Raw genomic sequence first — 14760 nt, forward strand, 5'->3', positions numbered from 1 at the left:
ACCTAAGTAGGTGGTTTTTTATTTTATGAAATAACTAATATTAGCTATTACATGCATCTTTTAATGCTTTACCAGCTTTGAATGCTGGAATTTTAGCAGCTGCAATTTCAATTGTTGCACCTGTTTGAGGATTACGACCTGTGCGAGCTGCACGGTCACGTACTGAGAAAGTACCAAATCCAACTAGCGCTACTTGATCGCCACCTTTTAATTCTTCTGTAACTGCTTCGATAAAAGAGTCTAACGCACGACCCGCAGCAGCTTTAGAGATATCAGCACCCGCTGCAATTTTTTCGATTAGTTGAGATTTATTCACAGTTTTCCCCTTCAATTATAATTATTCCAGCGCTATCGTTTGTTTTAGCGTCCTGCAAAAGCATTTTATATTAAGCTTTTTTATGAACATCAAGCACGGAGTTAAAAATTTAAAATGAGATAAGACAATAAGTGTTATTGTTCATTATCTCCACTAGACCCCGCATTTACATTGAGGTCTGACATCATTAGCGTTGTTAACTTACCACAGTTTGAGCGTTTGAAAAGCTAAAATTGCACTTTTTCTCAATTTTTTTCAAATTATAGCTATTTTTTAGGCTTTTTTATCAAAAAAAGCCTAAAATCCACAGTATTAACTTTCTAATTTCACCTTTTCAATAGGATTTTCAAGGGCAATAGCTAACACCTCTTCTATCCATTTTACTGGGTGTATAGATAAGTCTGCGATAACATTTTCAGGGATCTCTTCCAAGTCACGTTCGTTATCTTTCGGAATAATTACCGTTTTAATACCACCACGATGAGCAGCTAATAACTTCTCTTTTAAACCACCAATAGGTAATACTTCACCTCTTAAGGTAATTTCACCTGTCATAGCCACTTCGGCTTTAACAGGGTTACCCGTTAAGCTCGAAACAAGCGCGGTACACATACCAATACCCGCACTTGGACCATCTTTTGGTGTTGCGCCTTCAGGAACATGAACGTGAATATCACGTTTCTCATGGAAGTCTTCATTAATTCTTAAAGCTTCTGTTCTGCTTCTAACAACCGTCATTGCCGCTTGAATAGATTCTTGCATTACATCACCTAAAGAACCAGTGTAAGAAAGCTTACCTTTACCTGGTACAGATGCTGTCTCGATGGTAAGTAACTCTCCGCCAACAGATGTCCACGCTAAGCCTGTTACTAAACCTACTCGGTTATGTTCATCAGCTTTACCGTAATCAAAACGTTGTACACCTAAGTAATCAGACAGGTTGTCTTGATTAATAGTGACACTTTTTAATTTCTTATCTAATAAAATCGCTTTAACTGCTTTACGACATAATTTAGAAATATCTCTTTCTAAATTACGTACACCCGCTTCACGTGTGTAATAACGAATAATGCCAACAATGGCACTGTCATCAATACTGATTTCGCTTTCTTTTAAGCCATTACGTTCTATTTGTTTTTTAACTAAATGGTTTTTAGCAATATTCAATTTTTCATCTTCGGTGTAACCCGATAAACGTATCACTTCCATACGGTCTAATAACGGACCAGGAATATCCATACTGTTCGATGTTGCTACAAACATTACGTCAGATAAATCGTAATCAACTTCTAGGTAATGATCGTTGAAGCTGCTGTTTTGCTCTGGATCAAGTACTTCTAATAAAGCTGATGCTGGATCGCCTCTCATGTCAGAAGCCATCTTATCTATTTCATCAAGTAAGAATAATGGGTTTTTAACGCCCACTTTTGCAATTTTCTGAATAAGCTTACCTGGTAATGAACCTATGTAAGTTCTTCTATGACCACGAATTTCAGCTTCATCACGTACACCACCTAATGCCATACGTACATATTTACGACCCGTAGATCGAGCAATAGATTGCCCTAATGACGTTTTACCAACACCTGGAGGACCTACTAAACATAAAATAGGACCTTTTAGTGAAGTTACACGTTGTTGCACGGCTAGGTATTCAAGAATACGTTCTTTAACTTTATCTAAACCGTAGTGATCTTGGTCTAATACTTCTTCAGCTAATTTTAGATTACGTTTAAGCTTACTTTTCTTTTTCCATGGAACACTAGTCATCCAATCAATGTAACTACGTACAACAGTAGCTTCTGCTGACATAGGTGACATCATTTGTAATTTTTTGGCTTCAGCTAAAGTTTTTTCTTTAGCTTCTTTTGGCATTTGAGCATCTTCAATCTTTTTATTAATGATTTCTGCTTCATCTGGCGTGTCTTCCATATCACCAAGCTCTTTTTGAATGGCTTTCATTTGCTCATTCAAATAGTATTCGCGTTGGCTTTTTTCCATTTGCTTTTTAACACGGGTACGAATTTTCTTCTCAACTTGGAGAATATCAATTTCGCCTTCCATTAAGCCCATCAAGTATTCTAAGCGTTCTGAAATATTGATGATTTCTAAGACTTTCTGTTTGTCTTCTAGCTTAAGCGGCATATGTGCAGCCATGGTATCTGCTAGTTGTTCTGGATCGTCAATACCCGACACTGACGTTAATACTTCAGGTGGTATTTTTTTATTGAGTTTTACATACCCTTCAAACTGCGAGATGGCAGAGCGAACTAAAACGTCACTATTCTCTACTTCATCGTCTGTAGTTTTAAGAAAGTCGATATTGGCTGTGAAATACTCTTCAGTTTCAACAAATTCTGCAATTTTAGCGCGCTTAACACCTTCAACCAATACTTTTACAGTACCGTCTGGTAGCTTTAACATTTGTAAAATAGACGCTACGGTACCTGTTTGGTACACGTCATTAAATGTTGGATCATCAATAGCAGCATCTTTTTGCGCCACTAAAAATATTTGCTTATCTTTTTCATTAGCAATATCTAAGCAACGAATTGATTTTTCTCTGCCAACGAATAATGGAATAACCATTTGTGGATATACAACAACATCACGTAAGGCTAATACTGGGATTTCTGTTACGCCAGATAACTCATCGGTCATAGGTCACTCTCTCGGGAATTTTATACTTAAAAAGGATATGGGGATTATAGTAAAGCTTTCAACAGGTAAATAAAAAAAAGAGCCATAAAGGCTCTTTTTTATTGTGTTTAAAATGATTAACTTAACTAACCAGAGAAACTATTCCGAAACTGCTTGATCTTGAGGCGTTTCATAAATCACGATAGGTTTAGATTCACCTTTAATAACAGTTTCATCTACAACCACTTTACTTGCGTTTTCAAGAGATGGTAATTCGTACATTGTTTCAAGTAAAACACTTTCAACAATAGAACGTAAACCACGAGCTCCTGTTTTACGCGTCATCGCTTTGTTTGCAATAGCTAATAAAGCATCTTTTCTAAACTCAAGTTCAACACCTTCCATATCGAAAAGCGCTACAAATTGCTTAGTTAAAGCATTTTTAGGCTCTTGCAATATTTGTATCAATGCATCTTCATCTAATTCAGTTAGTGTTGCCACAACAGGTAAACGCCCAATAAACTCTGGGATCAAACCGTATTTAACTAAATCTTGAGGCTCAACTTGTTGAAAGTTTTCTGTTAACGTTTTTTCAGAGTCTTTACCGCGAACTTCAGCACCAAAGCCTATACCAGTTCCCGTTTGACAACGCTGTTCAATAACTTTATCAAGCCCTGAGAAAGCACCACCACAGATGAATAATATTTTAGACGTATCAACTTGTAAAAACTCTTGTTGAGGATGCTTACGACCACCTTGAGGAGGAACAGAAGCAATTGTACCTTCAATTAGTTTTAATAAAGCTTGTTGAACACCTTCACCTGATACATCTCGAGTAATCGATGGGTTATCAGATTTTCTAGAAATTTTATCAATTTCATCAATATAGACGATACCACGTTGAGCTTTATCTACATCGTAATCACATTTTTGTAATAACTTCTGAATAATATTCTCTACGTCTTCTCCTACATAACCTGCTTCAGTTAATGTAGTCGCATCTGCCATAGTAAATGGTACATCAAGTAACCTTGCTAAAGTTTCAGCTAATAGTGTTTTACCACTACCTGTAGGTCCAATAAGCAAGATGTTACTTTTACTTAACTCAACACCATTATGAGAATCGCCATTACGTAAACGTTTATAGTGATTATACACAGCTACAGACAATACTTTTTTAGCGTGTTCTTGGCCAATAACGTAATCATCAAGACTTTCTCTGATTTCGATAGGCGTAGGTAATTTTTCTTTATCTTCTTTTGGAGAAATTTCTTTTATTTCTTCACGGATAATATCGTTACACAGTTCAACGCACTCATCACAAACAAACACAGATGGACCTGCGATTAGCTTGCGAACTTCATGCTGACTTTTGCCACAAAATGAACAATACAGCAACTTGCCGCTATCACCGTCACCTTTAGTTATATCGGTCATACGGTACCTCTAATTCTTTAATTTGAATTTACTTATACATTTAAGTATTTAATCATGTTTGCAAATAATATTGCGAAAGTTGATAAAGGTTATTTATCTAGTCTTTCTTCTAATATAGCGTCAACTAATCCATATTCAACCGCACTTTCTGCACTTAAGAAATTATCACGATCTGTATCTACTGAAACTTTTTCAATTGGCTGCCCTGTATGGTCTGCCATTAAACGATTCATTTTATCTTTAATATATAAAATTTCTTTAGCATGTATTTCAAAATCAGAAGCCTGACCTTGGAAACCACCTAAAGGTTGATGAATCATTACACGTGCGTTTGGTAAACAGTAACGTTTGCCTTTAGCGCCGCCTGATAAAAGAAATGCACCCATGCTTGCAGCTTGACCAATACAAACTGTACTTACATTAGGCTTGATAAATTTCATCGTATCGTAAATAGCCATACCTGCAGTAACAGATCCACCAGGTGAATTGATGTAAAGAAAAATATCTTTATCAGGACTTTCAGATTCTAAGAATAAAAGCTGAGCAACGATAAGATTAGCCATATGATCTTCAACTTGACCACATAGAAAAATTACTCTTTCTTTAAGAAGGCGTGAATAAATATCAAATGAGCGCTCGCCTTTAGGAGTTTGCTCGATGACCATAGGTACCAAAGCGCTTTCAGTAACACTTGTTAAATTTTGAGAAGTATGAGAAGTAAACAACAGATAGTCCTTAGATTAAAAAAATGGCTTGTATGTTTCCATACAAGCCATTTAAGCGATTGCTAGATAAAATGTCAATCTAAAAGGGTTATTTTCCTTCAGGATTCATAATATCTTTAAAACTTGCCGCTTTTTCTTTAACTTTTGCGCTTGCAAGTACAACTTCAACAGCTTGCTCTTCTAATGCAACATTTTGCATTTGTTGATTAAGCTCTTTGTTAGTTGTGTAATATTCAATCACTTCTTTCGGATCTTCGTAAGCAGAAGCCGCTGATGCAATAAGTTCATTTACTTTATTTTCATCAACTTTCAATTCGTTTACTTTGATCACTTCGCCTAATAATAAACCTGTTTTCACACGTTTCTTAGCTTGCTCTTCAAACATTTCTGCAGGAAGTTCAGGTAAGTTGTTAGGATCCATTTGACCAGCAAAACGTTGCATAGCTTGTTGACGTAAAACATCAACTTCTTGAGCGATTAACGCTGCAGGAATATCTACTTCATGTGCTTCTAATAAGCCATTAATCACTTGCTCTTTAACTTTAGCTTTAACAGCTTGAGTTAATTCGCGTGACATGTTTTTGCTTACTTCTGCACGTAATGCTTCTACGCCACCAGCTTCAACACCGAATAACTTCGCAAATTCTTCATCAATTTCTGGAAGAACTGGTCCTTCAGTTTTATGAAGAACGATATCAAACTCAGCTTCTTTACCTTTAAGGTTTTCAGCGTGGTAATCATCTGGGAAAGTTACTTTGATTGTTTTTTCTTCGCCAGCTTTCATACCGATAATATCAGTTTCAAAACCTGGGATCATACGGCTTGCGCCTAATTCAAGTTCAAAACTTTCAGCTTTACCACCTTCAAAGTCTTCACCGTCAATACGACCAGTGAAATCTAAAGTTAGCTTGTCGCCTTTCTTAGTTTTACGCTTGTTTTCTTTCCACGTTTTATGCTGGTTTTGTAATGTAACAAACATTTCATCTAAATCGCTGTCTGTTACTTCAACTTTAGGCTTTTCAACATTAATTGAATTTAAATCTTTTAATTCAACTTCAGGATAAATTTCGAAAGTTGCTTCAAATTCTAATGCTTTACCTTCTTCATTGCTTTTAGCAACAAAGTTTGGTCTTCCAGCAGGGTTAATTTTCTCTGCTACAATCGCATCAACAAAATTACGTTGCATAAGTTCGCCAGCTACTTCTTGACGTACAGATTGACCGTAACGTTTTTGAATGACTGATGGTGGAACTTTACCCGGACGGAATCCGTTAATCTTTTGTGTTCTAGCGATATGACGAAGACGATTTTTAACTTCAACATCTACTGATTCTGCAGGAACAGAAATCGTTAAACGACGTTCCAAACCCTGTGTAGTCTCAACTGAAACTTGCATTTAATTACCTCAAAACTTAGCGTTTAGTACGCTATCAATAACTCATCTATATACAGTAAACAAACAATAAAGTTTGCTCTTACCCCACTTGATTAAAAGCGGAACTCAAAATTACAAATAAAAGACGTTCAGATTAAAAATTATGACGCGAAATTATAGCGGTGCTCATAGCAATAGTCGAGCGGATCGGCAAATAAATTTACATTTAATCGTATATTTATGCTTTTTTGATGAAAAATGATTAAAAATCAGTAAGAAAGTGTTTGAATTTAATATGAGGAGTAAAGTGGTCGGTGATGCAAGATTCGAACTTGCGACCCCTTGGACCCAAACCAAGTGCGCTACCAAGCTGCGCTAATCACCGATGAACTTTATTTACTATATATACAGTGTTAAATGGGGTGGCTGAAGGGACTTGAACCCTCGACAACCGGAATCACAATCCGGGGCTCTACCAACTGAGCTACAGCCACCACTGTATAGTGAGTTAATAAGATAGTAAACAGGAAAAATAACATCTTAAAATATTATACTTATTGTTAACAATCCTAAAAACCACATTCTAAAGAGGCTTATAAATAAAGGGCTACCTTTAAAAATCACTACTGCTTCAGAACGGGGCGTATCTTAATCATCCTTAATAATTAAGTCAACAACTTTTATGTCATAAATACACAATATTTATAAATTTTCTCTCGGTTGAAAGGCTTATTAGATGTTGGTTCCACTTGGTGATTAATAAGCATACAGAAACAGTGTTAAAAATAACAAATGTGTCTTGGGCTTGATAAATGGAAACACTTTTATTTATTGAATAAAGAACTCGCGCTTTAGACTAAGTCATCAATTCATGCTGCTTGTAATCACCTTACTTTGATCTGAAATGAGTACTTAATCGAATTTTTGTGAAAATAAAAAAGGCTCTTACTATGAATTGAACATTCAATATAAGAGCCTTAGGCTAAATTTCTGTACTAGTGTTAAATCCTAGTGAAATTTATCTCACCATATTAAGAGAACTGGTTCATCGTATTATCTTTACCTGATGCTTTTAATGCTTGAGCGCCAGAAAAGTATTCTTTATGTTCATCACCAATATTCGACCCTGACATGTGTTGATGTTTTACACAGGCTAGTTGTTGATGTATTTCTTGACGTTGAACATTTAAAACATACGCTAACATGCCTTGTTCACCAAAGTAGCCTTTAGCTAAGTTGTCTGTTGATAAAGCTGCTGTATGATAAGTAGGTAAAGTAATTAAGTGATGGAAAATACCTGCTTTTTCCGCCGCGTCTTTTTGGAATAAACGAATTTTCTCATCAGCTTCTAGTGCTAATTCAGACGTATCGTATTCTTTAGACATTAATAGCTCACGTGTATATGGAGTTAGGTCTTTACCAGCTTCTGACCATGTATCAAATACTTGTTGTCTGAAGCTTAAGGTCCAGTTAAATGACGGACTATTGTTATATACTAACTTAGCTTTAGGACATACTTCACGGATCCTATTCACCATACCAGCGATTTGCTCTACGTTAGGTTTTTCAGTTTCTATCCACAATAAGTCAGCACCGTTTTGTAATGAGGTAATACAATCAAGTACTACACGGTCTTCACCTGTATTTGGCTTGAAGCGAATAAGGCCATTTGGTAAACGAGCAGGTTTAATTAACTTGTCACCTTGCTTGATAAGCATATCGCCTGAACCTAATGCATCTAAAGAAGTTACTTCTTCACCATCAATGAATGAATTATATTGCTCAGCTAAATCTCCAGGTCTAAGTGAAACAGGTGTTTTTTGTGTTAAGCCAGCACCTAATGAGTCGGTGCGAGCAACAATAACGCCATCATCAACGCCCATTTCCATAAATGCATATCGTACTGCATTAATTTTCGCTAAAAAGTCTTCATGTGGAACTGTTACTTTGCCGTCTTGATGACCACACTGTTTTACATCAGATACTTGGTTTTCAATTTGAATTGCACAAGCACCAGCTTCAATCATTTTCTTAGCAAGTAAGTAAGTCGCTTCTTCATTACCAAAACCTGCGTCAATATCTGCAATAATTGGAACAACATGAGTTTCAAAGTTATTGATTTTGTTTTGAACCGCTTGTTCTTTAATTTGATCTTCTTCTGCTCTAGCAGCATCTAATTCTTGGAACAAATCTTGTAGTTCACGTGCATCAGCTTGTTTCAAAAAGGTGTATAACTCTTCAATTAATGCAGGAACTGAAGTCTTCTCATGCATAGATTGATCAGGTAGCGGACCAAACTCAGAGCGCATAGCTGCAATCATCCAACCGGAAAGGTATAAGTAGCGCCCTTTTGTTGTTTCAAAATGCTTTTTAATTGAAATCATTTTTTGTTGGCCAATAAATCCATGCCAGCATCCCAAAGATTGTGTGTATTTAGACGTGTCTTGGTCGTATTCACCCATATCTGCTCGCATAATTTTTGCTGTATATTTTGCAATATCTAAACCTGTTTTGAATTGATTTTGAATACGCATACGAGCGATGTTTTCTGGATCAATGTTATTCCAAGTTTCGCCTTGTTGAGCAATAGTATTGATAGCTTGAGTAATTTCGTTTCTGTAGTTGTTCATAATCTTTCCCTTTTTCATAGTAGTAGGTTTAATTTGTTAAAAAGTTAATGGGGTATTTAATGGTTGCCTTTGGCTAATAACCGATACTTATGCAAGACAGGTTCTGTGTAGCCATTAGGCTGTTCTCCCCCGTTAAAAATAAGCTCTTTTGCGGCTTGAAAAGCCATACTTTTTTGCATATTTTCTGTCATAGGCTTATACCCTCTATTGTTTTGATTTTGTTCATCAACAACCTTGGCCATACGTTCCATGATTTCCAAAACTTGTTGATCCGTACATATGTTATGAAATAACCAGTTAGCAATATGTTGGCTAGAAATTCTTAATGTTGCTCTATCCTCCATAAGGCCGATATTATTGATATCTGGCACAGTTGAGCAGCCGATACCCATTTCAATCCAGCGAACAACATAACCAAGAATTCCCTGAATATTATTTTCTAACTCTTTTTCAATATCGTTCGTTGAAAGCTGCTTAGCTTTTTCACCTGATACTGACGACATTAATGGAATGGTTAATACATCAGCTAAGCTCGACTTTTGTCTTTCCAATAATTTAGTTTGAACCGCAAACACATCAACTTCATGGTAATGCAATGCATGTAAAACAGCGGCAGTAGGCGAAGGTACCCAGGCAGTGTTAGCGCCCGACCTTGGATGCGTAATTTTATCCTTCATCATTTTTGCCATTTCGTTTGGCATTGCCCACATTCCCTTACCTATTTGTGCTTTACCTGATAAGCCGCATTCAAGCCCAATATCTACACTTCTATTTTCATAAGCTTGTATCCATGGCTGCGTTTTAATTTCATCTTTAGGTAAAAAAGCACCTGCTCGCATACTTGTATGAATCTCATCACCTGTACGGTCAAGAAAGCCAGTATTAATAAAGGCAACTCGTTCTTTCGCTCTACGGATACACTCTTTTAGATTTACCGTAGTTCTGCGCTCTTCATCCATAATGCCAAGCTTAATGGTGTTACGTGGCAGCTCTAACATGTCTTCAACACGAGCAAATAAATCACAAGTGAACGTGACTTCGTCTGGACCATGCATTTTTGGTTTAACAATATAAATGCTGTTAGTTCTGCTATTTCTTAGGCGACCTTTCTTATTATCTTTAAGGTCAATAAGCCCAATAGCTGTAGTTACTACGGTATCGATAATGCCTTCTGGTACAAAGTTGCCCGCGTTGTCTTTCATCAGGTCACTGTCCATCAAGTGTCCTACATTACGGATCAACATAAGTGAACGGCCATGTAAGTGATAATTTTTGCCGTCAACACCTCTGAATGTTTTGTCTTGGTTTAATTTACGGGTAAATGTTTCACCATTTTTTTCTATTTCAGTTTCTAAGTTACCGAGCATTAAGCCTAACCAGTTTTGATAAACTTCTAGCTTTTCATCCGCATCAATAGTGGCAACCGAATCTTCACAATCAACAATGGTGGTTAAAGCTGATTCAATAATAATGTCATCAACGTTTGCTAAATCTTTAGCACCATTAAAACCTTTACTATTAATAACTATTTCAATGTGTAAGCCGTTATTCTTTAAAACAAGTGATTCAGGAGCTTGTTTATCACCAGCAAAAGCAACAAATTGGCTTGGTGTGCTTAACTCTGCTTGGCTAGCATCAGCGAAAGTAGCTATAAGCTTGTTATCTTCAACACAATAGTTTGTTACCGCTTGATGAGACTTTCCTACTAATGAAAAATGTTCATCAAGAAAGTTCTTTGCTGAAATAACAACTTGCTCGCCTCGTGCAAGGTTATGACCTTTAGTTAGTGCTAACTCACCTTCTTGTGAAATAACATTTGTTCCGTAAAGTACGTCATATAAACTTCCCCAACGAGCGTTAGCTGCATTTAAAGCGAAACGCGCATTACTTGAAGGAACAACGAGTTGTGGTCCAGCCATGGTTGCAATTTCTTCATCAACATTATCGGTTGAAATTTTGAAGTCATCGCCTTCAGGAACGATATAACCAATCTCGGTTAAAAAGCTGCGGTATGCTGCCTTATCCATTTCTCCATCATGGCTCATATGCCATTCATTAATTTGGTTTTGCATTAGTTGGCGAGTTTCTAATAATTCTCTGTTTAACGGTGAAAAATCATTAATCAATGTATGAAAATCATCCCAAAACTTACCTTGCTGTAAACTTAAATGAGGTAGCACTTCTTCATTAACAAAATGATAAAAGTTTGTGTTGATTAAACTATTCATTTTTAAGTTGGTACCCATATTTCGCCCCGTGAAATTAATTTGTTGTTTTATTCGTCTTCAAGTAAACAATTTGCAATCACTTACTGATTGATTTGTAGTCTACAAGAGTTTTTACTATAATTTCACAATAGAAATTACACAGTGTAAATTTTACAAAAATGAAAAATAATAAAAGCCTAATGAGAAAAGCCCATTTCTTGGGAACAAAAATTCGTAATCTTCGCAAACGTAATAAGCTCACAATGGAAGATCTATCGGCGCGCTGTATCAAGCTAAATGCGGAGTACGCACCTTCGGTGTCATACCTCTCGATGATTGAACGAGGTAAGCGTGTTCCTAGTGAAGAAGTGCTTGAAATTATTGCGACAATATTTCAGAAAAAGCCTGCTTGGTTTCTTGACGATGAAAAGGAAGAGGAAGCTGTAACCCCCATAAAGAAAAGCATTGGCGGGATAAGTGGTATGGCTTTAGAGCCAAATTTCTTATTTACTAATGAAATTTTACAAATAGCAATTCCTGAAATGCTTGCGCAAACAGGTACAACAGGTCGTCAATTTGCCCATCTTTTAATTAGAGCCCATCAAGAGCACCATCAAAATCATTTCCCTGACTTAGAAAGAGCTGCAGAGCAAGTCGGTCTTAAAAGATTGCCTTTAAGTTTGGACGACATTATTGCTATTACTAAAAACCTTGGGCTGGTTATTAAGTGGTTTGATAAAACGCCTGAAGGTATTTTGGCAAGCCCTGATAGTTATAGCGAACAAGCAAAAAATGTAGTGACTTCATTCTTTGAGCCACCGAATAAGATTTTTGTAAATAAGGTCATGAAAAAACGTCAGCTGAGATTGAAGTACGATCTTGCTGTCCATATCGGTCATTGCGTTTTACATGATAAAAATGGCACGAGAAACGTATTGTTTGCAGGACAAGCGCCTTCAGATAGTTGGCGAGAAAGAAGTGACGCATATCAAACCTCGATTATTGATACACAAGACATTCTTAATGCGTGGAGAGACTTCGAGTGTAGCTTTTTTGCAGGAGCTCTACTCTGTCCTAAAGTACCATTTCGCCAGCTATTAGATAGCCATGGTTATGAAGTAAATATTGGTGAAAAAATTGATGTATCGGTATCTGTTGCTATGCGCAGAATGACGGCTGTATCACCTTATTCTCATTGGCATTATTTTGATGCTTATTCACCAGGTAAATTAAAAGCGGTTTATCGTGGTAATGGTATACCGCTACCTTGGGGAAATATGAGTACAGTTGAAGACCCGTGCCATCATTGGGCTATCTTTCGTATGATGAATACTTCTGAAACAGGCACATCATCGCAAATATCAGTAATGGACGTGGCTGGCACACCCAAAATATATTGCTGTGAATCAATAAATGTAAAAGATATTGCTGGCAATAATCATGTGTTATGTGCGGGAATCGATCTCAACCCTGCGATTGAAGCACAAGGCAAAGATGCCTTTGCTTTAGCTGAAAACTTAAAAGATGCTTGTGTAGATAATGGTGGTTCTGTGGCTATTCCGAAAGGTATAAAGTCAGATCTTAGTAGTGTTGCAAAGATCCTCAATATCAATTGGGTTGAACGTGGTATTGAAAAAGACGCCAGAATGATTTGCTCAAGAGGAATATCATGCCCAAGAAAGCCAAGTTGTTATTCGTCAGGTGAATGTTTATCTGCAGACTAATAATTAATTATCAAGCAATACATTAGCGATAGTATGAGTTATTAACGTGGGTAAATATTAATTAAACACACTAAATTATTTAAATTATCGCTAAATATTTTAATAGAAAGAAATTTTTAATAAATTAAACAAAAGTGTTTATTTAGAAAGTTTGAAGTTATTAAATTGAAATAGATTATCGAATAGAATGTTTTGAAGTTTTAACCTGAAAGATGAAATAAGAAGAGTTGAGTTTTGCCTGATTGAAGGCGGCACAAAAAAGGTGGTAGCCCGTGCAGGAGTCGAACCTGCGACCACTCCCTTAGAAGGGGAGTGCTCTATCCAGCTGAGCTAACGGGCCTCATTTAGAACACATTGTTACCTTAGGTGGTAACTACTTAGAGTCTTGTACCCGCTCTGTTTAGCTGAGCTAGTGACGTATTCCTCTTAAGCATAAATTTTTACTAAAATTTAAAAAGTGGTCGGTGATGCAAGATTCGAACTTGCGACCCCTTGGACCCAAACCAAGTGCGCTACCAAGCTGCGCTAATCACCGACAATGTTAAAAACAATACTCGCTTTCAACGGGAGCGGATATTACCTAGTTGACTGAGTCGCGTCAAACACTTTTTATAAAAAAAAACGCGTTAGCTTACTTTTGCACCACCTTGACTAATTATCAACTCGTTTATGTCGAAATAACAGCTAAGGGCAATTATTTCATTAAAATCTAATTTAATAACAATAAACGAAATTCCTTATACAATTACACTTAAAATTATGAGAAAATAACTGTGTTTTTCATCCATATAATAATAGAAGTAAAATGACAGCATCATTGATTAATGGCAAAGAAATTGCCCAACAAGTTAGAACTTCTGTAAAAGACAAAGTAACAATTCGTTTACAGAAAGGATTAAGAGCTCCAGGCCTTGCCGTTATATTAGTTGGTTCTGATCCTGCTTCTGAAGTTTATGTAGGTAGTAAACGCAGAGCATGTGAAGAAGTCGGTTTTATTTCAAAGTCTTTTGACTTAGCCATTACAACTTCTGAAAGTGAACTACTCGCTTTAATAGATGAGTTAAACTCTGATGATTCAATTGATGGCATTTTAGTTCAGTTACCTTTACCTAAGCATTTAGATTCAAACTTAGTGATTGAACATATCAATCCTAATAAAGATGTTGATGGTTTCCATCCATCGAATGTAGGTAAGTTAGTGCTTAGACAACCAGGTCTTCGTCCATGTACGCCTAAAGGTATTATGGAGCTTATTAAAGCAACAAACGTTAAAACTCATGGCTTAGACGCTGTGGTTGTAGGCGCATCTAATATTGTTGGTAGACCAATGAGTTTAGAACTTCTACTAGCCGGTTGCACAGTAACAACAACTCACCGCTTTACTAAAGATTTAGAGTCAAAAGTAAGAGCTGCTGACTTGTTAGTTGTTGCCGTTGGTAAACCTGAATTTATTCCAGGCGATTGGATTAAAGAAGGCGCTATAGTGATCGATGTTGGTATTAACCGTTTAGAAAGTGGTTCATTAGTAGGTGATGTAGGTTTTGCTGTTGCTAAAACTAAAGCTTCATTTATTACACCTGTACCTGGTGGCGTTGGTCCAATGACAGTAGCAAGCTTAATAGAAAACACTTTATTAGCATGTGAAGCGAGAGATTAATTTCTCGTTATAAAGCATTTAAAACAAAAAAGTCAGCTAATTAGCTGAC

9 protein-coding genes and 4 tRNA genes are annotated in these 14760 nt (G+C 36.5%); 2 read left to right on the forward strand and 11 right to left on the reverse strand.

What is annotated here, in order from left to right; translation table 11 throughout:
* Window positions 1–40: 40 nt before the first annotated feature.
* From hupB to ACPUVN_RS11635, 9 genes are all read right to left on the reverse strand, one after another.
* On the reverse strand, window positions 41–316 hold the full coding sequence (gene hupB, locus ACPUVN_RS11595) for a nucleoid-associated protein HU-beta (RefSeq protein ID WP_426360170.1): 276 nt from the start codon (window positions 314–316) through the stop codon (window positions 41–43).
* Window positions 317–628: 312 nt separating this feature from the next.
* Window positions 629–2977 (reverse strand): endopeptidase La, encoded by a 2349-nt coding sequence (gene lon / locus ACPUVN_RS11600; RefSeq protein ID WP_426360169.1) that lies wholly within the window; start codon window positions 2975–2977, stop codon window positions 629–631.
* 138 nt (window positions 2978–3115) lie between these two features.
* On the reverse strand, window positions 3116–4393 hold the full coding sequence (clpX, locus tag ACPUVN_RS11605; RefSeq protein WP_426360168.1) for an ATP-dependent protease ATP-binding subunit ClpX: 1278 nt from the start codon (window positions 4391–4393) through the stop codon (window positions 3116–3118).
* Window positions 4394–4482: 89 nt separating this feature from the next.
* Window positions 4483–5118, reverse strand: a complete 636-nt coding sequence (gene clpP / locus ACPUVN_RS11610) for an ATP-dependent Clp endopeptidase proteolytic subunit ClpP (protein ID WP_426369135.1) — start codon at window positions 5116–5118, stop codon at window positions 4483–4485.
* Between the two features lie 88 nt (window positions 5119–5206).
* The gene (gene tig / locus ACPUVN_RS11615; protein ID WP_426360167.1) at window positions 5207–6514 is read right to left on the reverse strand and encodes a trigger factor; all 1308 of its coding nucleotides are present in this window, start codon (window positions 6512–6514) and stop codon (window positions 5207–5209) included.
* Between the two features lie 287 nt (window positions 6515–6801).
* Window positions 6802–6878 (reverse strand) — tRNA-Pro (locus ACPUVN_RS11620).
* A gap of 33 nt (window positions 6879–6911) precedes the next feature.
* Window positions 6912–6987: transfer RNA gene (locus tag ACPUVN_RS11625), tRNA-His, on the reverse strand.
* A 537-nt stretch (window positions 6988–7524) separates the two neighbouring features.
* Window positions 7525–9123 (reverse strand): isocitrate lyase, encoded by a 1599-nt coding sequence (locus tag ACPUVN_RS11630; RefSeq protein WP_426360166.1) that lies wholly within the window; start codon window positions 9121–9123, stop codon window positions 7525–7527.
* Window positions 9124–9179: 56 nt separating this feature from the next.
* Window positions 9180–11369: a malate synthase G gene (locus ACPUVN_RS11635; RefSeq protein ID WP_426369136.1), complete on the reverse strand. Its 2190-nt coding sequence runs from the start codon at window positions 11367–11369 to the stop codon at window positions 9180–9182.
* 140 nt (window positions 11370–11509) lie between these two features.
* Here ACPUVN_RS11635 and ACPUVN_RS11640 point away from each other — a divergent pair, with 140 nt between their 5' ends.
* Window positions 11510–13054 carry a DUF3612 domain-containing protein gene (locus tag ACPUVN_RS11640; RefSeq protein ID WP_426369137.1) on the forward strand — a complete coding sequence of 515 codons (1545 nt, stop codon included), beginning with the start codon at window positions 11510–11512 and terminating at the stop codon, window positions 13052–13054.
* A gap of 263 nt (window positions 13055–13317) precedes the next feature.
* Here ACPUVN_RS11640 and ACPUVN_RS11645 read toward each other — a convergent pair.
* Window positions 13318–13394, reverse strand: a tRNA-Arg gene (locus ACPUVN_RS11645).
* Window positions 13395–13512: 118 nt separating this feature from the next.
* Window positions 13513–13589: transfer RNA gene (locus tag ACPUVN_RS11650), tRNA-Pro, on the reverse strand.
* A gap of 270 nt (window positions 13590–13859) precedes the next feature.
* On the opposite strand from ACPUVN_RS11650, the gene folD reads away from it, so the two are divergent.
* Window positions 13860–14711 carry a bifunctional methylenetetrahydrofolate dehydrogenase/methenyltetrahydrofolate cyclohydrolase FolD gene (gene folD, locus ACPUVN_RS11655; RefSeq protein WP_426360163.1) on the forward strand — a complete coding sequence of 284 codons (852 nt, stop codon included), beginning with the start codon at window positions 13860–13862 and terminating at the stop codon, window positions 14709–14711.
* Window positions 14712–14760 lie beyond the last annotated feature (49 nt).

It is taken from the genome of Pseudocolwellia antarctica (assembly GCF_049933045.1).
Taxonomy (GTDB): domain Bacteria; phylum Pseudomonadota; class Gammaproteobacteria; order Enterobacterales; family Alteromonadaceae; genus Pseudocolwellia.

Bases quoted from the DNA above. Each gene is read 5' to 3' on its own strand.
- lon (WP_426360169.1), bottom strand. From the start codon at position 2,977: ATGACCGATGAGTTATCTGGCGTAACAGAAATCCCAGTATTAGCCTTA.
- tig (WP_426360167.1), bottom strand. From the start codon at position 6,514: ATGCAAGTTTCAGTTGAGACTACACAGGGTTTGGAACGTCGTTTAACG.
- ACPUVN_RS11630 (WP_426360166.1), bottom strand. From the start codon at position 9,123: ATGAACAACTACAGAAACGAAATTACTCAAGCTATCAATACTATTGCT.
- ACPUVN_RS11640 (WP_426369137.1), top strand. From the start codon at position 11,510: ATGAAAAATAATAAAAGCCTAATGAGAAAAGCCCATTTCTTGGGAACA.
- ACPUVN_RS11635 (WP_426369136.1), bottom strand. From the start codon at position 11,369: ATGGGTACCAACTTAAAAATGAATAGTTTAATCAACACAAACTTTTAT.
- folD (WP_426360163.1), top strand. From the start codon at position 13,860: ATGACAGCATCATTGATTAATGGCAAAGAAATTGCCCAACAAGTTAGA.
- clpX (WP_426360168.1), bottom strand. From the start codon at position 4,393: ATGACCGATATAACTAAAGGTGACGGTGATAGCGGCAAGTTGCTGTAT.